Origin of the sequence: Pragia fontium, assembly GCF_900638655.1 — a bacterium.
Classification (GTDB): domain Bacteria; phylum Pseudomonadota; class Gammaproteobacteria; order Enterobacterales; family Enterobacteriaceae; genus Pragia; species Pragia fontium.
In genome coordinates, this window is the sequence record NZ_LR134531.1 from 3885110 (window position 1) to 3909923 (window position 24814).

A 24814-nucleotide genomic window follows, 5' to 3' on the forward strand; every position below is an offset into this window, starting at 1 on the left:
ATGAAGCGATCCTTAAATCGACTATCATAAAAAGGTGAATGAGCATCTACAAACTAGATATTGCATGGTTCGTGCCAGTTTTCTCATTATTTATAATTTTCCCTGAAAAAATCATATAACAAATTGATTAATAATGATTAATTCTTTATCTTCATCCAAGAAGAAATTATGGTGTTTGTCATACCATACTATCGGAAGAATAAATAAGTCGTCTCCGTTTAGAGACAGCGTATAATCATTATATATTTTTCATTTATAATCAATACGTTAAATGTCTTTAACCGGCGACAATTCAAAATAAAAAGCATAAGGATCAACGACACATGAGTAAACCGACTCACCCATCCTTCGATAAAGGAATAATGCTTTTTGTTGCTGTCTTTGCCCTTGTTATCGCGGTAAGTTTCTGGCTTGGCAAAATTCCTGTCACCCTGCTCTTTTTATATATCCTTTCCAGCCTGCTGGCTTTTATCTTTTATCTCAGAGATAAAATAGCTGCAAAAAACGATGAATGGCGGGTAAAAGAAAGCACGCTACTATGGCTTGGGCTTATTGGTGGATGGCCGGGGGCCCTGGTAGCTCAGCAGATATACCGTCACAAAACCAGTAAAACCAAATTCCAACTGCTGTTCTGGCCAACGGTGATTATCAATTGTCTGGCGTTGGCCTGGTGGATAATACAGCAGCCGATGGCGGGATATTAAAGTAGGTTTTCTTGAATTGATCGGTGGGAGAGGATTCACTCGTATCATCCTGATACTCGCCCTACGGGCGTCACTACGTGACGTGCAAATCCGTTCCCAACGGATTTGTCGACCTCCTTCCGGAGCTTCTCATCCTCAATAAACCACAGACGTAAAAAAACCTGCTATTAAAGCAGGTTTTCTTGAAATTGGTCGGCGAGAGAGGATTCGAACCTCCGACCCACTGGTCCCAAACCAGTTGCGCTACCAAGCTGCGCTACTCGCCGATTCTGTTACTTCTTTTTCTTTCTTATTCATAAGAATCTAGACATTCGTGTGGTGCGAAGAGAGGGACTTGAACCCTCACGTCCGAAGGACACTAACACCTGAAGCTAGCGCGTCTACCAATTCCGCCACCTTCGCAATAACACAAAAATATCTAACTCTAACAAATAATGGGGTGGCTAATGGGACTTGAACCCACGACAACTGGAATCACAATCCAGGGCTCTACCAACTGAGCTATAGCCACCATAAATTCTTGCTCAACCCGGTATCCAAACCTCGGATATCATCTCAGCCCTGTGCACTGTTTTATGGTGCGCCCGACAGGATTCGAACCTGAGACCTCTGCCTCCGGAGGGCAGCGCTCTATCCAGCTGAGCTACGGGCGCGCAGTGCGCCGTTGCGGTGAGGATAGTACGGATTTCAGAACCATCTGTCTAGCCCTTTTTTCAGGAATTTTATTAATTGCTCACTTCATCAACGATCCGGCCATTTTTTTATCATAAAACAAAGCCAAACCTTCCTTTTTAGATAATTAATTTATCATTATGACTAATTTTACTTCCAGAAAGCGTCAACCTCTTTTAAAGTCTGCCCTAGCGGGTAAAAAAGACCATCCGCATAACTTATAAAAGCAAACACACATTTCCCGTCAGACAATATCACCCTTATGCGGTGCTGAAATGTTATTGACTATAAAATCTGTCGGGAAGTATAGGCTTAGGAAATATATCTTAGGGATCCATCCATAGTGAGTACTTTAAACAAACCATTACGCTTTCTTCGCGGCAGCCTCGTTACCCAAATTCTAATCGGACTACTGGCAGGTATAGCTTTATCGCTGCTATCTCCCTCCACTGCTCAGTCAGTTGGTCTTTTAGGTAGCCTGTTTGTCGGTGCCCTGAAATCCGTAGCCCCCATTCTGGTTTTTATATTAGTGGCGTCCTCCATTGCTAATCATAAGCAAGGACAAAAAACCAATATGAAACCCATTGTCGTTTTATATCTGATTGGTACCTTTTCCGCCGCCCTGATCGCGGTACTGGGCAGCTTTCTGTTTCCATCTACGCTAATTCTGGCCAATACTGAGGCCTCTATCACACCGCCAGGCAGCGTAGTAGAAGTTCTGCATGCAGTCCTGTTCAAAATGGTTGATAACCCGATTAGAGCCCTGCTAGAAGCAAACTATATCGGCTTACTGGTTTGGGGAATCGCTTTAGGCGTCGCACTACGCCATGCCTCCGATTCAACAAAACTGGTGGTCAGCGACCTCTCATACGGCATCACCTTTATTGTCCGTCTGGTTATTCGTTTTGCGCCAATCGGGATTTTTGGTTTGGTTTCAGCGACGCTGTCCGATCCAGATACCGGCTTCTCCGCGTTTCGCGGCTATGCTCATCTGCTAGCTGTACTTATTGGCTGTATGGCAGTGGTTGCCCTGGTGCTAAACCCGCTGATTACTTTTGTCATTACCCGTCAAAATCCTTACCCACTGGTACTAACCTGTCTGCGCGATAGTGGTATTCCGGCATTTTTTACCCGTAGCTCCGCCGCTAATATTCCAGTGAATATGACGTTATGTAAGAAACTGAAGCTAAAAGAAGAAACCTATTCCGTTGCCGTACCACTGGGCACGGCAATTAATATGGCTGGTGCAGCAGTGACTATCACTGTGTTAACCCTGGCAGCAGTTAACACATTGGGCATTGAGGTTGATATTCCAACGGCGCTGTTATTAAGCATCATCGCTTCAATATGTGCCTGTGGCGCATCGGGCGTTGCCGGTGGTTCTCTACTGCTTATCCCAGTCGCCTGTAGCATGTTTGGTATTCCAAACGAAATTGCTATGCAGGTTGTCGCCGTTGGCTTCATTATTGGCGTACTTCAGGACTCTGTAGAAACAGCGATTAACTCCTCCACCGATGTGGTATTTATCGCCGCCGTGTGCATAGCTGAAGAACGCAAAGAAGCTGATGCAGCATCCGTGAACTCGGTTGAAGTGAAAGAAAGCTGATTTATTCTGGCAATTCAAATCTGCCGCTCTCTATTCGGTGAGAGCGGCAGGTCTTTCATCTAAGATCCAGCAAATATTCTGCCAAACTTTTATGACCCCAATATCCAAAAAATTAATGACAAAGTCCTCATATTCTCAACCTGAGGGAGAGGGTTCTGTTGGGGTCGTAGCAGCTTTAGCTGCCGGAGTGCCCCTAAGAAACCTAGGCCCGAAGCACTCTGTAGCCGAAATATACGCTTAACCGGTCGCTCGTGATGATCATATTTCTCAACATAAGTGACGACCGGAATATTCACTACATCTGATTTAAAAAAAAGGCCCTATGGCCTTTTTTATTATATTTAATAGCAAAATTACAAACGATTGGTGTAGTGATAAACCACATACTTAAGTAGCTTAAACTGACGACGCCAGCGCGTTGGTTGCGACAATAAACGATAAAGCCACTCTAACCCCATATTCTGCCAGGCTTTCGGTGCGCGTTTTACATGACCAGTAAATACGTCATATGTACCGCCAACGCCCATATATAAAGCATCCGGGTACACTTTGCGGCAGTCTCGCATCCACATCTCTTGTTTTGGCGAGCCCATTGCTACGGTTACAAATTTAGCGCCACTGGCCCAAATTCGCTCAAACAGGGCATCACGATCTTCTGGCTTAAAATACCCATCCTGACTACCAACGATATTCACATTCCATTGGCTTTTTAGCTTCTGTTCGGTTTCTGCCAGTATTTCCGGCTTACCACCAACCAGAAAAACCGGTATCCCTTTTTGCCCCGCACGCTCCATTAGCGCTTCCCAGAGATCGGCGCCGGCAATACGTTGCAGGTTTGCATCCGGGTACTTACGACGGATAGAGCGAACAATACTAATGCCATCGGCGTATTTATATTCTGCAGCATCAATTAACTCACGTAAGGGCTTATCCTGCTCGGCTGTCATGACTTTCTCTGCATTTATCGCCACCAGCGTGCCATTTTTCATATCGCCATCGCTAAACAGATAATCGACAAACTGGGACATATCGCGAAAGCCCGATATATCAATACCGCGAATACTATACTTAGTGATATTCACACCCTTCTCCTAAACGACTTTCGCCTTATCAATCTTCACCTGTCTGGCATTAACCGATTTACTGACCCGCTGACGAATCATTCCACAGGTATCAAAAGCCCAATACAGCAATTTAGCCAAGATCAAACATAGCCCAAAAATTAATGCAAAAAATACCACCCGTGAGACAAATGAATCCACTCCCTCACGCGTTAAAACAATAATATTAAATACCGCACCGAAGCAGAAAGCCTGCATGATGGCGCCTTTATAACGGTTTGACTCAGCTTTTCCCTTCTCGTAGACCCAATCAAACCATTTAATAATTAAACCGACTAAAACAGCACCTAAAGGAATAAACCACACGCCGCCCATCACAATCAGTGAACCAATTAACGTTGGCGATATTGCTAACCCGGAATGATAATCCAGCACTTCCCAAGTAAAATAGTTCGCGGTATTCACCACTAGATTCGGTCTGTCCGGCCATACCCAGCTCGGAATAAACACATAAAAATCACGAACAATCGGTGCTAATCCCTGAAACTCAATCTTGTCGTAATTTTGCAGTAACAGCGCTAAATTCTCCCATGGAGAGAAGGTATCGCGCGTTAAATAAAGGAAAGTATAGAACGCTTCTGCGCCGGATACATTCATGCCATAGCGTTTTAATGCCAACCAGAACATACCAACTACACCAGCAACGCCGGCCATAACCAGCATCCATAGAGTAATATGCCCTCGAGCTATACCTATAAATAAAAATAAAGAGAAGGCAATCAGGATATTGGCTCGAGTGCCTCCCACAACAACATAGGTCAAAACACCAAATGCCACCGTGCTGATTAAAAACAGGAACCAACTACGGGTATTTTCTTTTAGGAAATAAACAATCAGCATCGCTGGAATAAAGAAATAGAAGAAACGCTTTAATGCCACCCCGGAAACATCGCTGGAAAAAATCTGGCTGTATTTTTCTAATTTAAACAGTAAGAAACCGTTTTGCAGGAAGAAAATCCCGACGGTTGAAATTGCCACTAAGGCCAACAATATCCAAGTCAGGTTAGTCTCTACCCGATTCATGGTGAATAATGCCGGACGAGGTGTTGCGTTAGCTTTTATCAGTCGGGTTTTATAGCAAATATAGTAAATGGCATAAAAACAGGTAGCGGACAGTAGCGCATTAAGTAATGAATCAACTTCAACCACCTGTACATCAAACTGAAAAACCAACAAACAGGTCAACGGAAAACCAAAGTAAAAAGTTAATAAATAAAGCAAAGAAAACAAAACGTTAAAATTGAAACGTACTCGCCGAAACTCTTTATAAGTTAGGGTCAAAATGAATACCAGCGAAATCAGGTAAACAACAAATAAGCCAGCAAACTGTGTGGGCTCCATTATTTACCCTCCTCAGCGGCAATACGCAAAGCCTGCTTCCAACCATCAATATAGTTTGGATTAAAGAAAGCGATCTGACTTTTATTCATAGCAGCCAGCTTTGTTTGTGTCTCGCGTACAACGTCTGTATCCACTTTATCTCCGTAGAACAGGAAAGGAATCTGCTGTTCCTCAAGATCGTGCCAAAATGGGTTTTTACGACTGACAACAAAAGGCACCCCGCTTTGAATCAGTAAACAAAGGGTGCCAATACCCTGCTGACGGTTAAAAATGAAATAACCTAAATCGCAGCCGGAAAGAATGGTTAAATACTCATCAAAAGGAATCTGCTCGGTTAATAGAGTAACCTGACCCTGTGGAAATAACGCCTCGGCTTTCGCGCGGATTTCAGCAATATAAACCTGATTATTCGCTGGATAGCCTAGCGGAATAATGATGTTGATATTGTCGGTGCCAAACTTCTCGTAAATTTCCTGCAACGCTTCAATGTGCCGATTAGTACGGTCACCAGAATTCCCCAACAAAATAGTCAACGTTTGCCGAGGGTACCTATCGCTGGTTTCAGGACGATAATTCGCACCCATCCGGGTTGGAAAATAAAGCAGAGTGCATGGGACATTCGCATGCCGCTGTTGATAATGAATCAGATCGCCGCGGGTAGCAAAAACATGCCCCACTTTTCCCTGAGCAAAACGACGTAAGCGGTAAAAAAGGCGAAACTTCCAGTTGGTTGAATCCTCGTACAGATCCGCCCCCCAAACGTGCCAGCTAACACGCTTGGTATCCATTTGATTAAACAACAGCGCTAACCACAGTTTAGTATTGAATTGACCATGGAATAAGAAACGGGTTTCACGATCCGCTTTACTTCGCTCAATGACCGCCTTAGCGAGTGCGCTTTTATCGGCATAGCTTTCTATCTTCAACTGATTAAATACATCAAATTGCGCGCTATCCCGTGCGGCTACCATAAAATGTTTCGCAGACTCAGGCTCTGTCTGTGATGACAAAACATCATTAAAAAAACGCAACACCGTCAAATTATGATGGGGGATATCCGAACCTAATATATGAATCAACATTGTTATGATCGTCTACGATAAATAAGGAAAACGCAGCTACAAAGCACAAAATAAATAATATAACTGGCCATATAAGATTGAGCTGCTCCCAAGGCACCATTCTGCGGTATTAACCAGTGGGAAAAACCGGTCAACAATGCAAACTGACTCACCTCAGTCAAAATATAGAATCTGAGTGATGCCTTCGCGATAACTAAATAGCCAAAAACATAAGAACCGACTTTTAACACATCGCCAACCAGCTGCCAGGCAAACAAATCACGCATAGCTACAAATTGACTGGAAAACAGCAGCCAGATAGCAAAGTCACGCAGTAGCCAAACGCAGAAACTTACCGCAGCCACCACAGGTAACACAAAACGCAGTGAGCGGAGAATTTCTCGAGACAGCTCCTGCTTGCTGGTTAATCGTGAAAGGGTAGGCAACAAATAAACGGTAAACGATGCGGTAATAAACTGCAGATAAGCATCAGAAATACTGCTTACCCCTTGCCAAATACCCACATCACTCCAACTATAGTGTTCGGCCAGTAAATTACGCATCATCACATAAGCCACCGGTAACGTTACCGATGTAATCAACGCCATAATGGTAAATTTACCCAGATTGCTCGCGATAGCCTTATCCCACATCGGCTTCAAATAAGCCAAAGGCATCGTTTTTCTACGCCAGAGTATCAAGCCAGCGGGAATAACCACCAGAGCAGGTACTAAAGCCAACCCAGCCAAAGCACCTTCATAACCGCCCAAATAGAAGCAAATCAGATAACCCGCAACGCCAAACAAACTCCCGCCAATCACCCCCAGGGCATTACCTACCGCATCACGATAGCCTTTAAGAATAGCCAGAAAGAAGTTGGCATAAGCAATCCCCATTTGAATAAACGCTACCGCACGGACAACGCTCTGATATTCAGTATGATCAAACAGGGCAAGACTTATCTGCTCAGAAAAAAGCAGAAAGACCACCGCCAAGAGCGTTGAGAAGCCCAGAATAATGCTGGCAGAGGTTCCCACCGCTTTACGCAACTGCTGTGGTTCCTGATGATATTGAGAAACATAGCGAGTAATACCGTTAAAAATACCGGCGCCGGATAACACGCCTAAAACGGTAATCAACTGACGAAAGTTACCCGCCAGACCAACACCACTAGGTCCGAAAGAAACAGCGAGCAGCTTCACGATCAACAGCCCTACGCCAATCTTAATCAGCGTAGAGCCGGCAGTCCAAATTGATGCTTTAGCCAGAGACATATCAGGCAAAGTAGCTCAGGATGGTGCTGATAACCGTGCGTTGATTAATATCCGTCATGTTATAAAACAGCGGTAGACGAACCAGACGATCGCTTTCTTTGGTGGTATAGCGATCTTCACCGTGGAAAACGCCGTATTTCTCTCCAGCAGGACAGGCATGCAGCGGGATATAATGGAATACCGCCATGATTTCAGCCTCTTTCAGATAGCTGATAAAGTTAGTGCGGTCTTCAACATTTTTTAACTTAACATAGAACATATGCGCATTCTGACGACAGTTAGCCGGGATAACGGGTAACTCAATACGTCCACTATCCGCTAGTGTCTTAAACGCCTGATAATAATTATGCCACAGCTCCAGACGACGCTGATTAATCTGTTCTGCAACTTCCAGCTGGCCCCACAGGTAAGCGGCCTGTAGATCTGCCATCAAATAGCTGGAGCCGATATCGCGCCAGGTATACTTATCAACCTGACCGCGGAAAAATTGACTGCGGTTAGTCCCTTTCTCACGAATAATTTCTGCACGCTCAATCAGAGATGGATCGTTAATTAACGTTGCTCCACCCTCACCGCCAGCAGTGTAGTTTTTAGTCTCGTGGAAGCTAAAGCAACCAATATGACCAATAGTGCCTAACGCTTTACCCTTATAAGTCGACATTACGCCCTGAGCAGCATCTTCCACCACATAGAGGTTATATTTCTTCGCCAGCGCCATAATGGTATCCATTTCACACGCTACACCAGCATAGTGAACAGGGACAATCGCTCTGGTTTTGTCGGTAATGGCGGCTTCAATTTTAGTCTCATCGATATTCATGGTATCCGGACGGACATCAACAAACACCGCTTTAGCACCGCGTAGAACAAAAGCATTGGCGGTGGAAACGAAGGTAAAACTCGGCATGATCACTTCATCGCCAGGCTTGATATCCAACAGCAACGCGGCCATTTCCAACGATGCGGTACAGGATGGTGTTAACAGGACTTTATGACTGCCGAAATGTTGTTCCATCCACTGCTGACAACGGCGAGTAAAGCCACCGTCACCACATAACTTACCGCTACTCATGGCGGCCTGCATATATTCGAGTTCTGTACCTACAACCGGAGGAGCGTTAAACGGAATCATCTTTCTCACCTTACCTGTATAACCAATATGCTGTGCCATGAATTGAGGCACCACTACGAACATAAAGACGTAAAGCCGCCATATTTCCCATCTGGGTCGCGACGTAAAGGCGATTTAGCCCTCGTTCTGCACACCAGCGTTTAGCTGCCTTCATCAACTTAAGACCCACACCTTTATTGCCACATCCCGGCCAGACGGCTAATAAACCAATACGTGCCTGCTGTTCATCAAGATGACGCAATGTTACAAAACCCTGAGGGTTTCCCTGTTCATCTTCCAATATCAAACATTGATGATCAAAGGTGCCCAATACCGCCTTCTCTACCCATAAAGCATAAAAACGACCGCTATCACCAGGCTGATACCAGGGAGCTCTAAACCGACTTAAACTAAAAACGTCTGACGCCGTGTTGCGTAACGCCGGAATATCGCTTTCTGCTGCTAACCGGCAGGAAAACGTCGGCGCTAAAGCACTTTCTATCGCAAGATCGATCGATAAAATAAAATCGACCTCTCCTTCAACCAGTTGAAAACCTGCTCGACTTAAGGCATCAACCACATCTAACCGCTGAGCAGGTACTTTCGCCTGAACCAGTTGAAATTGGCCAAGGGCGTCTTCATCGGGCAACGTCGTTACCGACTCAGCAAAACTCAACTTAGCCGTAGAGAGAGCAAAAAACTCGCTCTCCCACTCAAGGCGATCAATACTGGCGCGGGCGGACATTCAGTAAATCCTGTAAATACTTACCGTATCCGGTTTTTGACAGTATGTTTGCCGTTTTCAATACGCTGGCATCATCTAACCATCCGTTACGCCAAGCAATCTCTTCCAAACAAGCAACTTTAAAGCCTTGTCTTTTTTCCACCGTTTGTACAAAGGTGCTGGCTTCAATCAGGCTATCGTGAGTTCCGGTATCCAACCAAGCGAATCCCCTACCCAGCAACTCAACATTCAGGGTACCCTGTTCAAGATACATCTGATTAATACTGGTAATCTCCAGCTCACCACGCGGGGATGGCTTAACCTGTTTTGCCAAATCCACTACTTGGTTATCATAGAAGTAGAGGCCAGTAACCGCCCAGTTTGACTTCGGCTTCGTTGGTTTTTCTTCAATCGATAAGGCTCTAAAATCCTGATCAAACTCAACCACACCAAAACGCTCTGGATCCATTACCTGATAACCAAACACCGTCGCCCCTTGTTCACGCGCAGCAACACTACGTAACTTAGGGCTAAAGCTTTGACCAAAAAAGATATTGTCACCCAAAACTAAACAACAGGCTTCACCGTTAATGAACTCTTCACCAATCAGGAAAGCCTGTGCTAACCCATCAGGGCTAGGTTGAGCGGCATAGCTCAACTTAATACCAAATTCATCACCGGTTCCCAGTAAACGTTGAAAAGCCGGTAGGTCATCAGGGGTGGAAATAATCAGAATATCGCGAATGCCCGCCAACATAAGAACGGACAACGGATAATAAATCATAGGCTTATCGTAAATCGGCAGCAGTTGCTTCGAAACACCGCGCGTTATCGGATATAAGCGCGTGCCGGAACCGCCCGCAAGAATAATGCCTTTCATTGACTTCACCATTTTATTTAAGAGTGATGGCTAAATGCCAACGCCCTTAAAGCTAATGTTAATAAAAATAAGTGGGTACATGACATCATCAAGTACCCAGTCTATTGCAGAATTAAAGTGACGACTTAAGCCCAATTCGCTCTCGGGCATAAGAGCCATCCAGAACTCGTTGCCACCAAACCTGATTTGCCAGATACCAAGATACGGTTTTACGCATACCTGACTCGAAGGTTTCCTGCGGTTTCCAGCCCAGTTCACGCTCTATTTTGCCAGCGTCAATGGCATAACGCATATCATGTCCCGGGCGATCGGTGACATAGGTAATTAAATCTTCATATTTTGCTACGCCAGCAGGTTTTGATGGTGCTAACTCTTCCAGCAGTTGGCAAATGGTATGCACAACTTCAATATTTTTGCGCTCATTATGACCGCCAATATTATAGGTTTCACCGATAACACCCTCGGTTACCACCTTATAAAGAGCCTTGGCATGATCTTCAACAAATAACCAATCACGAATTTGCGCACCATTACCATAAACCGGCAGTGGCTTGCCTTCCAGAGCATTAAGAATCATCAATGGAATCAACTTCTCCGGGAAGTGATATGGGCCATAGTTATTGGAACAGTTAGTCACAATGGTCGGGAAACCATAGGTACGTAGCCAGGCACGTACTAAATGATCGCTGGACGCTTTAGACGCTGAATAGGGGCTGCTTGGTGCATAAGGCGTGGTTTCTGTGAATAGATCATCAGTACCATGCAGATCGCCATAAACCTCATCGGTCGAAATATGGTGAAAACGAAATGCCTGCTTGCGCACGGTATCCAATGCCATCCAATAATGTCTGGCCGCTTCAAGCAATGTATAAGTACCAATAATATTGGTCTCAATAAATGCTGACGGACCATCAATGGAACGATCGACGTGACTTTCCGCGGCCAGATGCATCACAAAATCTGGCTGATGCTTGGCAAACACCTCATCCAATGTAGAGCGATTGCAGATATCGACCTGTTCAAAGGCGTAGCGTTCATTGTCCGCAACATCAGATAACGAATCGAGATTTCCCGCATAAGTCAGCTTATCGACGACCACTACGCTATCTTTAGTGTCTTCAATAATATGCCTTACTACCGCAGAACCAATAAAACCTGCGCCGCCGGTAACCAGAATTTTTCTCAACGCCATACTCCTTTCGTATCGACAATCCACTGCTGTTTCACCTGCTCCGGACTCACAACCTTAAACTGACGATGGTCAACCAACATCACAATAATATCTGCGTCGTTAAGGGCATCGGAAACATCCGCTAACACCGCTTTATTCATTAAAACTTTCGGCACTTCATGGATATTAGGTTCAACAACTAATGTTGTTCCTACATGCCAGTCGGCAATCATATGTGTGATTTCTAATGCCGGACTTTCACGTAAATCATCAATATCAGGCTTAAATGCCAGACCAAAGCAGGCGATTTTGACTTCTGCAGCGCGTTTACCGCTCTCTGCCAGACAGTCCGCCACAGCACTCTTCACTTTATCCAGCACCCAATAAGGCTTGCCGTCATTCACTTCTCGGGCAATTTTAATCAGGCGAGCTTCCTGCGGGTTTTGTGCCACAATAAACCATGGGTCAACGGCAATACAGTGCCCACCAACGCCAGGACCAGGTTGCAAAATATTGACCCGCGGATGGCGGTTAGCCAAACGAATCAACTCCCAAACATTGATCCCCTGATGGTCACAAATCAGCGACAGCTCATTGGCAAATGCAATGTTGACATCACGGAAGCTATTCTCGGTTAACTTACACATTTCAGCGGTGCGTGAGTTGGTGATAACACACTCACCGTTTAAGAAAATTTTATATAGTGCGCTGGCACGTTCTGAACAACGAGGGGTCATTCCACCAACCACACGGTCGTTTTGAATCAGTTCAACCATCACTTTACCCGGCAGTACACGCTCAGGGCAGTAAGCAATATTAATGTCCGCAGACTCACCTGCCTGCTGTGGGAATGTCAGATCCGGGCGAGCTGCAGCTAACCATTCAGCCATTTGTTCCGTTGCACCAACCGGAGAAGTCGATTCCAGAATCACCAGATCGCCTTTTTTCAGCACCGGTGCAATGGACTTAGCCGCCGCCTCAACATAAACCATATCGGGTTCATGATCGCCTTTAAACGGGGTCGGTACCGCTATCAGAAACGCATCAGCGGGTAATGGCTTAGTCACAGCCCGTAAACATCCCGCCTCAACGGCATCTTTAACCACTTTGTCCAGATCGGGTTCAACAATGTGAATCGCTCCGCGGTTAATGGTGTCTACCGCATGTTGATTAACATCCACACCAATAACCTGTTTTCTACACGATGCAAATGCTGCCGCCGTAGGTAAACCAATATAGCCCAGACCAATAACTGAAATCGTTTCAAAACTCATAGCTTCACCAGATTATTTTTTCAAAGCATCGAGAATACGCTGACAGGCTTTGCCATCACCGTAAGGATTATGCGACTTGCTCATTAAGTGATATTCGTTTTCATCCGTTAATAAGCGACTCACTTCTTTAATAATTAATGCAACATCTGTGCCAACCAATCTCACCGTACCGGCTGCTAAAGCCTCTGGACGTTCAGTGGTATTACGCATCACCAAGACTGGCTTACCAAGAGAAGGAGCCTCCTCCTGGATACCACCCGAATCGGTTAATATCAAATAGGCGTGATCCATCAGATAGACAAACGGTAGGTAATCCTGAGGTTCTATTAAGGTAACGTTATCAATATGGCTTAAAATGCGCTTAACCGGTTCACGAACGTTAGGATTAAGATGGACCGGATAAATAACCTGAACATCAGGATGAGTACGAGCTATATCCGCCAGCGCACCGCAGATACGCTCGAAACCATCACCAAAACTTTCGCGTCGATGCCCGGTCACTAAAATAATTTTTTTATCTTTTTGTAGGAAAGCGTAACGTTGTTCCATTTCCTGACGCAGTACAGAGTCAGTACGGATCCGATCGCGTACCCAAAACAGCGCGTCAATAACGGTATTACCGGTAACAGTAATCTGTTTGTCGGCTATCGCTTCAGCTAACAAATTTTGTTTTGAGGTTTCCGTTGGAGCAAAATGGTACATCGCCAGATGACCAGTTAACTTCCGGTTCCCCTCTTCTGGCCATGGGGAATAAAGATCGCCAGTGCGCAAGCCTGCTTCAACATGCCCTACCGGAATGCGCTGATAAAAAGCGGCCAGACTGGTTGCCATCGTGGTGGTGGTATCACCATGAACCAAGACTACATCCGGCTTAAACTCTTCCAATACTGGCTTTAGCCCTTCCAATATACGGCAGGTAATTTCGGTTAGCCCTTGCCCTGGACGCATAATATCTAAATCGTAGTCAGGCTTTATATTGAACAAATGCAGTACCTGATCCAGCATCTCCCGATGCTGGGCCGTCACACAAACTTTTGATTCGAAATAATCATCGGCCGCCAATGCATGCACCAGCGGCGCCATTTTAATCGCTTCAGGTCGTGTGCCAAACACAGTTAACACTTTCACAAAGCTATCTCTTCAGTCAATTATCACGACAGTAAACTGCCATTCAGGTACGCGAGAGTACCTGGCCTTAATTATTATTCTGACGTCTACGGGTTAACGCAATACCAGCACCAACCAAGCCACCGATACCACCCCACATAATCAACAAAAACATTCTGCGAGGTTTATCGCGAGTAATTGGATCTTCCGGCGTCCGTAAATAACGGTAAGTTTTAAATTGGGTATCCAGTTTTACACCATCATCCAATGAGGAAAGTACCGCACGATCGTGATCGTAATCGTTATCAAAGTCGGGACCGCTAGCTTGTAAGGTCTCATATCGAGCCTGCAGCATTGGCTTGCCAAGTAAAAATAGCTCTGAGTTGGGTAGCTGATCGACGGGCACGTCAGTCTGTGAACGAGTGATACCTTGCTGCTCTGCAATACTCAGGGCGTGCTGAACACGCTTGAGTTCACGCTGATAAACGGCATTAGCAATCTCTTCCTGACGTTTCAGTTGATTAGCTAAGGTTGTTTTACGCACAAGCCACGTCCCCTCCAGCTCTTCATTCAAGCCAGATACCGCTTTTTGGTTGGTAAAATTAATATATTGACGTAAAAGCTGATTAGCATCGCTTGGTGTTTCAGCCGTCAACTTAATACTGTCATTCATCCCTTTTTTATCATCCTTGGGAGTGAATACAATGTTGTTAATCAATTCATCCAGTAACACGGCATCAGCGCGAGGTTCTCCCTCCTTGCGCTGCTTATAATAATCAGACTGCAACCAGAAATCGCGGCGCGAGTCATAAGAGGAAAGCTGCATAATAAACTCGCCATACACATCCTCAGTAATCGGAGTTTCAGTCGTTACCCCACTACTACTATTATTTCGAGTAAGGCCTCGCAGAAACTGCTCTTGTGAATAATAACCGCCGAGCATGCTCACTGTCGGTTTGTCGGTAATCGCCGTAGTACTCCATTCCTGTTTCACAAGATAGGAATAGGCTAATGCCACCATGGCAAAAAAAGCAGCAATACCAACAATCCATAATTTGCCATACCACAATGAATAGCACAGACCACGGATATCTAATTCATTCTCAACTGACTGCATATCTGGTTTCATGTCTAAGACAAAAGCCTCTGGTTAGGAATTACGCTGGTTATCATGTGACCGCCGCATGCGACGCTTGATACGCTTAATAAAGCGAGCAACGCGCCAGGCATGTTTAATACAGTAGCCATACAATATAAATGCAAGCAAAAATAGTGCCAACATCATCCATTCAGAGACAAATGGAATGTGTTCACCGATAACACCAATAGCCGCCAATATTGCGGCAGCCAAAGTAATTAAAACGAAAGCCTGACGGGAAGTGAATCCGGCCCGCATAATAAGATGATGAATATGTTGCCGATCGGCAGAAAAAGGACTCATACCTTTACGTAAACGACGATACATAATGGCAATCATATCAATCAGAGGAATAGCAATAACCCACAGCGCCGTCACCGGGTTCATTGGATGCCCAACACCTTGGGTACTTTGCAATAAGATCCAGATTACCGTAAAACCAATAAGTGTGCTGCCGGCATCCCCCATAAACACTTTATAGTGTTTACCAAAGGCCCCAAGGTTGAGTAACAGATAGGGAATAATCGCGGCAATAATAGCAAAACACCAGTAGCCCAAAAACGCCTGCCCATCTAAAACCAGCAAAATCCCTAGCGCTCCGAAAGTCACGCAGGCTAAACCGCCAAGCAAACCATCTATGCCATCTACCATATTAAAAGCATTGATAGCTCCCCATACGGCAAACAGAGTGAGCAAATAACCAAAAGGTCCAAGAACTAAATCCCATGGTCCAAAAATATGTCCCAGACTACTTAAATAAAGCCCGGCAAAAAACATCATGGCTATCGCAACAAGAGCCTGAATGGATGCCCGAAATTTAACGCTGATATCAAACCGATCGTCAAAAGCGCCAACAACAACCAAAACGCCAGCGCAAATAAGATAAATGCCGGGTTGCTCCATCTCATTCCAGTTAAGAAAAAGATACAGACAAATCCCGGCATAAACAGAAATACCACCGACTAAAGGAATCAGTCCCTGATGACGTTTCCGATAATTAGGCTTATCAACTAAACCAATTCTTTGGGCTACTTTGCGAATAACAAGCAAGAAGACCAGAGAAAACAAAAAAATGACGATAAGATCGCCACTCATACCGAGGAAATTCACGATTAACGGCTCTCAATAAAATTAATGAGTATCAGGATATTAACCTAATACTCATACTATTTAATCTATTATTACGAACGCTTCATCATATCGAAGAATTCATCATTGGTTTTCGTCATCGCTAACTTATTAATGAGGAACTCCATCGCGTCAATTTCACCCATAGGATGAATAATTCGGCGCAGAATCCACATTTTTTGTAATTCTTCAGACGTTGTCAGCAACTCTTCTTTACGTGTACCTGAACGGTTGTAATCAATGGCTGGGAACACGCGCTTTTCCGCAATTTTACGGGATAAATGCAGTTCCATATTACCGGTACCTTTAAATTCTTCGTAGATAACTTCATCCATCTTAGAACCGGTATCTACCAGCGCAGTAGCAATAATGGTCAGGCTACCGCCCTCTTCCACATTACGTGCAGCACCAAAGAAACGCTTAGGACGATGTAACGCATTAGCATCCACACCACCGGTCAATACTTTACCTGAAGCAGGTACAACCGTGTTATAAGCGCGAGCCAGACGGGTTATTGAATCCAGCAGGATAATAACGTCCTTTTTATGCTCAACCAGACGTTTAGCTTTTTCGATAACCATCTCAGCGACCTGAACGTGGCGAGAAGCTGGCTCATCAAAAGTAGAAGCAACCACTTCACCTTTAACCAAACGCTGCATTTCGGTAACTTCTTCCGGACGTTCATCGATTAACAACACCATCAAAACGCAATCCGGATGATTATAGGCAATACTTTGCGCAATATTTTGCAGCAGCATGGTTTTACCGGCTTTTGGCGGCGCAACGATCAGACCACGCTGGCCACGACCGATAGGTGAGGCTAAATCCAGTACTCGCGCAGTTAAGTCTTCTGTTGAACCATTTCCCCGCTCCATACGCAAACGAGAGTTGGCATGTAACGGCGTTAAGTTTTCAAACAGAATTTTATTACGGGCATTTTCCGGCTTGTCATAGTTAACTTCATTCACTTTCAACAGTGCAAAATAACGCTCACCTTCTTTAGGCGGACGAATCTTGCCAGAAATGGTGTCACCAGTACGTAAGTTAAAGCGGCGGATTTGACTAGGAGAGACGTAAATATCATCGGGACCTGCGAGGTAAGAACTGTCTGCAGAACGGAGGAAACCAAATCCATCCTGTAGAATTTCCAACACGCCATCGCCAAAAATATCCTCTCCACTTTTTGCATGCTGTTTGAGGATTGAAAAGATAATATCTTGCTTGCGCATACGAGCTAGATTCTCTAGCCCCATATTTTCGCCGAGAGTAATTAACTCAGAGACCGGCGTATTTTTTAGTTCGGTAAGATTCATAATGGTGGGTTCTTTAACTTGGGGTCTGTCTCGAAAAGTCTTGATGAATAGCTGACGGTGCACGCCACGCTCGTATTATTAGAATATCCAATTCACTATTTTTATATCAGAAAAGTATCATGACGAAGCCTGACTACATAATCAGAAAACTTAGAAATAGTGCATGGATATACATTCTAAAACCTGTTTTAAAATCATAGCATCTACAGTCTATAAATGATGAGTAAACTGCACAAAGCTCTTTTAAGCTACGATTTTAAAACGAGTACGTATTACGTAATAGATAAGATTGCATGAAGCGAGATTAAAGGTAGCATGCTTTATTACCATAGTCTACGGTTGCACTAACAAAATACCCTATATACCCCTATTTTTTGCGTAAAAAACGCAAATAAAGCGTTCATCCATCTCAATACATTGTTGGGATATCCCTTGTTTATCCATGCAAACCTGATGGATAAACAAAGAGCTATCACCAAAAAATCATTTAACTCTCAATTAAATGCTGTTATCCAAAAACTCTTTCAGCTGAGATTTTGATAACGCGCCCACTTTAGTTGCAGCCACAGCACCGTCTTTAAACAGTAAAAGAGTTGGAATACCACGGATACCATATTGAGGAGCCGTTGCCGGGTTTTGATCAATATTGAGTTTTGCAACCGTCAGTTTACCTTCATATTCAGCCGCTACTTCATCCAGAATAGGGGCAATCATTTTGCATGGACCACACCACTCAGCCCAAAAATCCACCAGCACAGGACCTTCAGCTTTTAGAACATCAATTTCAAAGCTGCTATCGGTTAAGTGAATAATTTTTTCGCTCATGTTTGACTCCACAGGATTAGATATTGTTTCATTGGTGTTATATTAGCCAACGAAACGTTGAATATATGATGACTTTATTTCAACGGATACGCATTCGTAAAGCAATACTTTCGTGAATACTAGGTTAACTGATATTCTACACTACTATGAGCAAAACACACTTAACTGAACAGAAGTTTGCCGACTTCGCACTAGACCCTTCGGTAGTAAAGGCCCTTGAAAATAAAGGTTTTCATTACTGTACACCAATTCAGGCATTGGCGCTTCCTCATACGGTTGCAGGGCATGATGTTGCAGGACAGGCACAAACGGGTACCGGAAAAACATTGGCTTTTCTGGCATCAACCTTTAATTATTTACTAACACATGCACCTGACAGCAACCGCCAGGTCAATCAACCACGCGCCTTAATTATGGCCCCAACCCGCGAACTGGCGGTACAAATTCATAATGACGCTGAAGCATTAGCTCATGAAACAGGTTTAAAGATCGGTCTGGCTTATGGCGGTGACGGTTACGATAAACAACTCAAAGTATTAGAGGCTGGCGTTGATATTCTGATCGGTACCACCGGACGTCTTATCGATTATGCCAAACAAAATCATATCGATCTGGGCGCTATCCAAGTAGTGGTACTTGATGAAGCCGATCGAATGTTCGATCTTGGGTTTATTAAAGACATCCGTTGGATATTTCGTCGCATGCCTGCGACTAACCAACGATTGAATATGCTTTTTTCTGCCACCCTTTCTTATCGGGTACGTGAATTAGCCTTTGAGCATATGAATAACCCACAATATGTTGAAGTTGAGCCAACCCAAAAAACTGGCCATCGAATTAAAGAAGAGCTTTTCTATCCGTCTAATGAAGACAAAATGCGTTTGTTACAAACGTTGATTGAAGAAGAATGGCCCGATCGCTGCATTATTTTCGCTAATACCAAACATACCTGTGAAGATATCTGGGGCCACTTGGCTGCCGACGGTCACCGGGTTGGCTTATTAACCGGTGATGTTGCCCAGAAAAAACGCTTACATATCCTTGATGACTTTACCAAAGGCAATCTGGATATTTTAGTAGCGACCGATGTTGCCGCCCGCGGTTTACACATCCCTGAAGTGACTCATGTATTTAACTACGATTTACCTGATGACTGTGAAGATTACGTTCACCGCATAGGTCGTACCGGACGTGCTGGAGCCAGTGGTCATTCCATTACATTAGCCTGTGAACAGTACGCCTTAAACTTGCCAGCGATTGAAGAGTATATCGAACATTCAATTCCGGTCAGTCGTTATAATTCAGATGCGCTGTTAACCGATTTTCCTGCACCAAAACGCCTTCCGCGTCCACGTAATGCAGGTGGTCCAAGACGCAGTAGTGGCCCACGCCGTAATGGTCCACCACGTAACAGAAAACGCCCTGGATAATATTAATGAAGCCTACACGGGTAACTAATTAACCATATGAATAGACGAACAGGTGAATCGCCTCTCTATGCTGCCATTGACCTTGGTTCAAACAGCTTTCATATGCTGGTTATCCGTGAAACTGCAGGGACGATTCAAATCCTCGATCGCATCAAACGTAAGGTCAGATTGGCTGCCGGACTAAACGATCGAAATGACTTGTCAGAAGAAGCCATGCAGCGTGGCTGGCAGTGCTTAAAATTATTTACCGAGCGTCTGTATGACATTCCGTCAGAGCACGTACGCATTGTTGCAACAGCAGCATTACGTACGGCCAGGAATGCCGATCGATTTATATCCGAAGCAGAAAAAATCCTTAACCTTCCAATTAAAATTATCAGCGGGGAAGAAGAAGCCCAGCTGATCTATCAAGGTGTTTCTCATACTACCGGTGGAGCAAAATCCCGACTAGTTGTCGATATTGGTGGCGCAAGTACCGAGTTAATCACCGGAAATGACGACCAAATATCTCAACTGGTCAGTTTACCAATGGGCTGTGTCACTTGGCTTGAACGTTATTTTAGTGACCGAGTCCTCAGCGCAGATAACTTTTATCAGGCTGAACTCGCCGCCAGAAACCATTTACAGCGCACCGCTGAGACAATGAAGCATCAAGGTTGGCAAATCTGCGTTGGTGCATCAGGCACCGTTCAGGCGCTACAGGAAATTATGGTCACTCAAGGCATGGATGAACAAATCACCCTTGATAAACTTCTACAATTGAAAGCGCAGGCGATTCAATGCGGCAAGCTGGAAGAGCTGGAAATAGAAGGACTGACATTAGAAAGAGCGTTAGTATTTCCCAGCGGCCTTTCTATCCTGATTGCTATTTTTCAAACCTTTGATATTAACAGCATGACTCTGGCCGGTGGCGCCCTTCGCGAAGGGTTAGTCTATAGCATGCTTAATCGCCCGGTTGATAAAAATATTCGTCAGAGAACAGTACAAGCTATTCAGCATCGCTACGCTATCGATAAAAATCAGGCAAATTTGGTCAGCCAACTGGCAAACAACCTTTGCCAACAGTTGAAAGAGAGTTGGCATATCAATGAAGCCATGTCAGATCTATTGCATTGGGCAATCCAACTGCATGAGATTGGACTTAGCATTGATTTTAAGCAATCAGCCCAACATGCATCCTACCTGTTAAGCCATATCGAAATGCCTGGTTTCACACCGGCACAGAGAAAACTTCTGGCCGCTTTGCTCCTGAACCAAACCAATACCATTAACGTATCGGTACTGGCAGAACAAAATGCATTATCGCTACCTCAGGCTCAAAAGTTAGTTCGTTTATTACGCATCGCTATTTTATTTTGTCGAGCCCGTCACTCTGATTTAATACCAGAAATATGTATCAGTAGTGTTGGTGAACAATTAAACATCCAGATAGATAATGCGTGGTTTTCATTGTATCCTCTACAGGCTGAAGCGCTGCAACAAGAGAGCCGTTGGCAAACCAACAGCCACACTCCCCTCTTAATAACGACGATTTAAGCCGTTAAGTTCCAGTCATTCACTAACTCATATATTACAGCCAAGATCTTCAATGGCTGGCGATATATTTAAAACAAATATGCTGATGAAAGGATTCTATGAATGAATAAATTAACGATAACTAAAAGACTACTGTTAGCATCATTAATCGCCGGTTTGCTTGCAGGATGTGATGATAAAGATGCAGCTACCTCTGGTTCCCAGCCACCAAAAGTCGTTGAATCAGTACCGTCAACACCAGCAGAACCTAAAGTTGTTGAATCAGTCCCAGCATCAGCGACTCAGCAGAGCACTAGCGTTGATCAAACAGCGCAAGAAGCTGAAAAAGGTAACCTGTGGCTTGATGTATTCAACAACAAATCTTCCATTGATGTGAAAGGTGCTGATGGAAAAAGAATTGGTGGCTTAATCGCTTTCAATAATCTTTCCCGTATTCCTGATGCTGTTGAAAAGTACATGGAACTCACCGAAAAAAATGGCAAATTTTCACTAAAAAAAATCAGAGCCAAAGAAAATACGCTGGATCCATTCTTTACCATGCGAGCCTTTAGTCCCTTAGGAAAAGTTAGCTCAACTGAACTAGAGAATTACAAAAAAGCAGGCGAAGCCATTAAAAATATGAAGCCAGCGATGCCTGAAATTGATGAAGCTGGTCTTATCTACATCAGTAGCGTTATTGCCATGAGCAAAGCAACAGATACGCTCATCGATTACTACAAAACCAGCGAAGAATTTAAACTGGATGACTTCAAAAAGGCACCAGAACTACATAAAACCATGGCTGAAGCCTACAAAAACTACGAAGCCGCTAAAGATGCCGCTCGCGTAGCCCATAACAATCTGTATGAGCAACTTCATGCAAAAGAGTTAGCGTCGCTAAAAGCCAAAGGCTTCGATACCATGGTGGTGATTTACACCAGTATCGATGATGTTTCTGCTATTTTTGACGGTTTGGTTAACGATTACAACAAAAATGGTAACCTGAAAAAATCAGATAAAGCCGCTTATGAAGCGAAAGCAAAATTGATCGAAACCGCGCTGGATGAACTGAAAAAAGCTCAAGAAAATCCAGCCACGCTGATTAAAGAAAGCTTAAAAGAAAGTAAACTCAGCAGATATATCGAAGCATTAAATGCCTTCAATATTTCAGCCAAAGTTGCTGTACGTGACATGGGTAAAAACAAAGATGAAAATCTTTTAAATGACCTACAAAACAAACAGCTAAGGGTTATTGAGCGTTATAATGATATCGTTCAAGGATAAATAAAAATACACATTTATCCATCCTAAAAATACACTAAATATTAATCCCGATAAGCATTGTTTATCGGGATTATTTTTTAAAGCCTGTCATTTATCTGGCGATTTAGCTTTAGCCAACTGCTCGCGAATATTCGCCAAATGCCCTTTTCCCTTCTCCATACGTTCTTCGGCAGAAACCACTTTGCGCGCACGTTCCCAGGCTAAGTCGTCCTGAGGAAGTTCCAGCAAGAACCGGCTTGGCTCAGGCCGAACTAACTCACCAAACTGACGACGCTCTCGACAAAGGGTAAAGGTCAGCTCTTTCTGTGCCCGAGTGATTCCGACGTAGGCTAAACGACGTTCCTCATCGACATTATCCTCATCAATACTGCTTTGGTGAGGAAGTAGCCCCTCTTCCATACCAACCAGATAAACATAAGGAAATTCAAGCCCTTTGGAAGCGTGTAACGTCATCAATTGAACCTGATCCACATCTTCCTCACTTTCTCCGCGCTCCATCATATCCCGCAGAGTAAAACGGGTAACCACCTGCGTCAGGGTCATCGGTTCATCAAGATCGCTTCCTTCCAACATTTCAGTCATCCAGCCAAATAGCTGATTGACATTTTTCATGCGCATTTCAGCGGCTTTAGCGCTGGGAGAGGTTTCATATAGCCAGCTTTCATAGTCAATGCCGTGAATCAAATCCCTGACGGCGGCAATCGGTTCTCTTTCCGAAGTTGCGGTAACACCAGCCAGCCAGTGAGTGAAACGTTGTAACGACTCTAATCCTCGTCCGGTTAGATGCTGCTCCAGACCCACGTCAAAACTGGCTCGATATAAACTTACCGCCCGCTGATTAGCCCAATTACCTAACTTTTCCAACGTTGCCGGACCAATTTCACGCCTCGGCGTATTAACAATGCGCAAAAATGCACTGTCATCATCCGGATTGGTTAACACCCGCAGATAGGCCATCAAATCTTTAATTTCAGGTCGAGAGAAGAAGGATGTTCCGCCCGAAATACGATAAGGAATACGATTCTGCATCAGCACTTTTTCAAAAATGCGCGACTGATGGTTGCCACGATACAAAATCGCATAATCCTGATAATCAGTTTTATTAATAAAATGATGAGCTATTAGCTCACCAACAACCCGCTCAGCCTCATTATCTTCGTTATTGGCAGTAACAACTTTTAATTCTTCGCCGTATCCCAGCTCAGAAAATAATTTTTTCTCAAACGCATGGGGATTATTAGCAATAAGGATATTAGCGGCTTTTAATATGCGCCCGGATGAACGGTAATTCTGCTCAAGCTTAATCACCTGAAGTGCAGGGAAATCCTGACTTAATAGCACCAGATTCTGAGGCCTGGCACCACGCCATGAATAAATAGACTGATCGTCATCCCCTACCACCGTGAATCGTGCCCGATTGCCAACCAGCAGCTTAACCAGTTCATACTGACTGGTGTTGGTATCCTGATATTCATCCACCAGAAGATAGCGCAATCGGTTTTGCCAGCGCTCACGAACTTCTTCATTACGCTGCAATAATAAAGTCGGCAATAAAATCAGATCGTCAAAATCAAGAATGCTGCACGACTTAAGCTGTTTATCATACAGATCGTAACAGTGGGCAAATAGCTTATCCCGCTCAGACTTGGCTGAAGCTGCGGCTCCAGCAGGGCCAATTAAATCGTTTTTCCAATTGGAAATGGTTGAAACTAACTGTGATAACAGCGTCTTATCATTTTCCAGCCACTTTTCCGTTAGGTCTTTCAGCAACGCCATCTGATCCTGATCGTCAAATAAAGAGAAATTCGACTTCATATTCAGCGCAGCGTGTTCACGCTTAATAATCTCAAGACCCAAGGTGTGAAAGGTAGAAATCATCAATCCGCGCGCTTCCTTACGCCCCAGCGTTTGTGATACCCGCTCTTTCATCTCTCTGGCGGCTTTATTGGTAAAGGTCACCGCTGCAATATGGCGAGCCTGATAACCACACTCACGGATCAAATAAGCTATCTTATTGGTGATAACTCGGGTTTTACCTGAACCTGCTCCGGCTAAAACCAGGCAAGGCCCGGTAACAAATTCAACGGCTTGTTGTTGACTGGGATTTAGACGCATAAACAGGACAATTAACCAAT

General features: G+C 44.3%; 20 protein-coding genes and 4 tRNA genes. 5 read left to right on the top strand and 19 right to left on the bottom strand.

Annotated features, from left to right (window positions below; genetic code table 11):
• Positions 1-323: 323 nt before the first annotated feature.
• The gene (locus EL341_RS16820) at positions 324-704 is read left to right on the top strand and encodes a DUF1294 domain-containing protein (protein WP_126468188.1); all 381 of its coding nucleotides are present in this window, start codon (positions 324-326) and stop codon (positions 702-704) included.
• A gap of 189 nt (positions 705-893) precedes the next feature.
• Here the strand turns inward: EL341_RS16820 and EL341_RS16825 are convergent.
• From EL341_RS16825 to EL341_RS16840, 4 genes are all read right to left on the bottom strand, one after another.
• Positions 894-970: transfer RNA gene (locus EL341_RS16825), tRNA-Pro, on the bottom strand.
• A gap of 50 nt (positions 971-1020) precedes the next feature.
• A tRNA-Leu gene (locus EL341_RS16830) sits at positions 1021-1106 on the bottom strand.
• 33 nt (positions 1107-1139) lie between these two features.
• A tRNA-His gene (locus EL341_RS16835) sits at positions 1140-1215 on the bottom strand.
• 65 nt (positions 1216-1280) lie between these two features.
• Positions 1281-1357 (bottom strand) — tRNA-Arg (locus EL341_RS16840).
• A 362-nt stretch (positions 1358-1719) separates the two neighbouring features.
• Here EL341_RS16840 and sstT point away from each other — a divergent pair.
• The gene (gene sstT / locus EL341_RS16845; RefSeq protein ID WP_047782377.1) at positions 1720-2982 is read left to right on the top strand and encodes a serine/threonine transporter SstT; all 1263 of its coding nucleotides are present in this window, start codon (positions 1720-1722) and stop codon (positions 2980-2982) included.
• A 353-nt stretch (positions 2983-3335) separates the two neighbouring features.
• On the opposite strand, the gene wecG is transcribed toward sstT, so the two are convergent.
• The 14 genes from wecG to trxA form a co-directional block, all read right to left on the bottom strand.
• Positions 3336-4064 carry a lipopolysaccharide N-acetylmannosaminouronosyltransferase gene (gene wecG, locus EL341_RS16850; protein WP_047782378.1) on the bottom strand — a complete coding sequence of 243 codons (729 nt, stop codon included), beginning with the start codon at positions 4062-4064 and terminating at the stop codon, positions 3336-3338.
• A 9-nt stretch (positions 4065-4073) separates the two neighbouring features.
• Positions 4074-5444, bottom strand: a complete 1371-nt coding sequence (gene wzyE / locus EL341_RS16855; RefSeq protein ID WP_047782379.1) for an ECA oligosaccharide polymerase — start codon at positions 5442-5444, stop codon at positions 4074-4076.
• Positions 5444-6526, bottom strand: a complete 1083-nt coding sequence (locus tag EL341_RS16860; protein ID WP_408634865.1) for a TDP-N-acetylfucosamine:lipid II N-acetylfucosaminyltransferase — start codon at positions 6524-6526, stop codon at positions 5444-5446. Before EL341_RS16860 ends, wzyE begins: the two co-directional genes overlap by 1 nt.
• A gap of 2 nt (positions 6527-6528) precedes the next feature.
• Positions 6529-7779, bottom strand: a complete 1251-nt coding sequence (gene wzxE / locus EL341_RS16865; protein WP_047782381.1) for a lipid III flippase WzxE — start codon at positions 7777-7779, stop codon at positions 6529-6531.
• A 1-nt stretch (position 7780) separates the two neighbouring features.
• Entirely contained in the window at positions 7781-8911 is a 1131-nt protein-coding gene (gene rffA, locus EL341_RS16870; protein ID WP_047782382.1) for a dTDP-4-amino-4,6-dideoxygalactose transaminase, read from the bottom strand.
• A 10-nt stretch (positions 8912-8921) separates the two neighbouring features.
• Complete coding sequence (rffC, locus tag EL341_RS16875; RefSeq protein WP_126468190.1) at positions 8922-9635, bottom strand: dTDP-4-amino-4,6-dideoxy-D-galactose acyltransferase; 714 nt, start codon at positions 9633-9635, stop codon at positions 8922-8924.
• Entirely contained in the window at positions 9613-10494 is an 882-nt protein-coding gene (gene rfbA, locus EL341_RS16880; protein ID WP_047782384.1) for a glucose-1-phosphate thymidylyltransferase RfbA, read from the bottom strand. The genes rffC and rfbA overlap by 23 nt, the downstream gene beginning before the upstream one ends.
• A gap of 112 nt (positions 10495-10606) precedes the next feature.
• Positions 10607-11686 (bottom strand): dTDP-glucose 4,6-dehydratase, encoded by a 1080-nt coding sequence (gene rffG / locus EL341_RS16885; RefSeq protein ID WP_074824559.1) that lies wholly within the window; start codon positions 11684-11686, stop codon positions 10607-10609.
• Positions 11677-12939, bottom strand: coding sequence for a UDP-N-acetyl-D-mannosamine dehydrogenase (wecC, locus tag EL341_RS16890; RefSeq protein WP_047782386.1), 1263 nt, complete (start codon positions 12937-12939; stop codon positions 11677-11679). Before wecC ends, rffG begins: the two co-directional genes overlap by 10 nt.
• A 12-nt stretch (positions 12940-12951) precedes the next feature.
• A complete protein-coding gene (gene wecB / locus EL341_RS16895) occupies positions 12952-14067 on the bottom strand; it encodes a non-hydrolyzing UDP-N-acetylglucosamine 2-epimerase (protein WP_074824556.1) in 1116 nt (371 codons plus the stop codon).
• A gap of 67 nt (positions 14068-14134) precedes the next feature.
• Positions 14135-15175, bottom strand: coding sequence for an ECA polysaccharide chain length modulation protein (wzzE, locus tag EL341_RS16900; RefSeq protein ID WP_047782388.1), 1041 nt, complete (start codon positions 15173-15175; stop codon positions 14135-14137).
• Between the two features lie 21 nt (positions 15176-15196).
• Positions 15197-16294 carry a UDP-N-acetylglucosamine--undecaprenyl-phosphate N-acetylglucosaminephosphotransferase gene (wecA, locus tag EL341_RS16905; RefSeq protein WP_047782389.1) on the bottom strand — a complete coding sequence of 366 codons (1098 nt, stop codon included), beginning with the start codon at positions 16292-16294 and terminating at the stop codon, positions 15197-15199.
• A gap of 71 nt (positions 16295-16365) precedes the next feature.
• A complete protein-coding gene (rho, locus tag EL341_RS16910) occupies positions 16366-17625 on the bottom strand; it encodes a transcription termination factor Rho (protein WP_047782390.1) in 1260 nt (419 codons plus the stop codon).
• A gap of 498 nt (positions 17626-18123) precedes the next feature.
• Positions 18124-18450, bottom strand: coding sequence for a thioredoxin TrxA (gene trxA, locus EL341_RS16915; protein ID WP_047782391.1), 327 nt, complete (start codon positions 18448-18450; stop codon positions 18124-18126).
• A gap of 146 nt (positions 18451-18596) precedes the next feature.
• Here trxA and rhlB point away from each other — a divergent pair, with 146 nt between their 5' ends.
• The 3 genes from rhlB to EL341_RS16930 all read left to right on the top strand — a co-directional run bounded on the left by rhlB (position 18597) and on the right by EL341_RS16930 (position 22679).
• A complete protein-coding gene (gene rhlB / locus EL341_RS16920; protein ID WP_047782392.1) occupies positions 18597-19880 on the top strand; it encodes an ATP-dependent RNA helicase RhlB in 1284 nt (427 codons plus the stop codon).
• 36 nt (positions 19881-19916) lie between these two features.
• A complete protein-coding gene (gppA, locus tag EL341_RS16925; protein ID WP_074824554.1) occupies positions 19917-21416 on the top strand; it encodes a guanosine-5'-triphosphate,3'-diphosphate diphosphatase in 1500 nt (499 codons plus the stop codon).
• A gap of 102 nt (positions 21417-21518) precedes the next feature.
• Positions 21519-22679 carry a DUF3829 domain-containing protein gene (locus EL341_RS16930; protein ID WP_047782394.1) on the top strand — a complete coding sequence of 387 codons (1161 nt, stop codon included), beginning with the start codon at positions 21519-21521 and terminating at the stop codon, positions 22677-22679.
• Positions 22680-22766: 87 nt separating this feature from the next.
• Here EL341_RS16930 and rep read toward each other — a convergent pair whose 3' ends face one another.
• The gene (rep, locus tag EL341_RS16935; RefSeq protein WP_074824553.1) at positions 22767-24794 is read right to left on the bottom strand and encodes a DNA helicase Rep; all 2028 of its coding nucleotides are present in this window, start codon (positions 24792-24794) and stop codon (positions 22767-22769) included.
• Positions 24795-24814 lie beyond the last annotated feature (20 nt).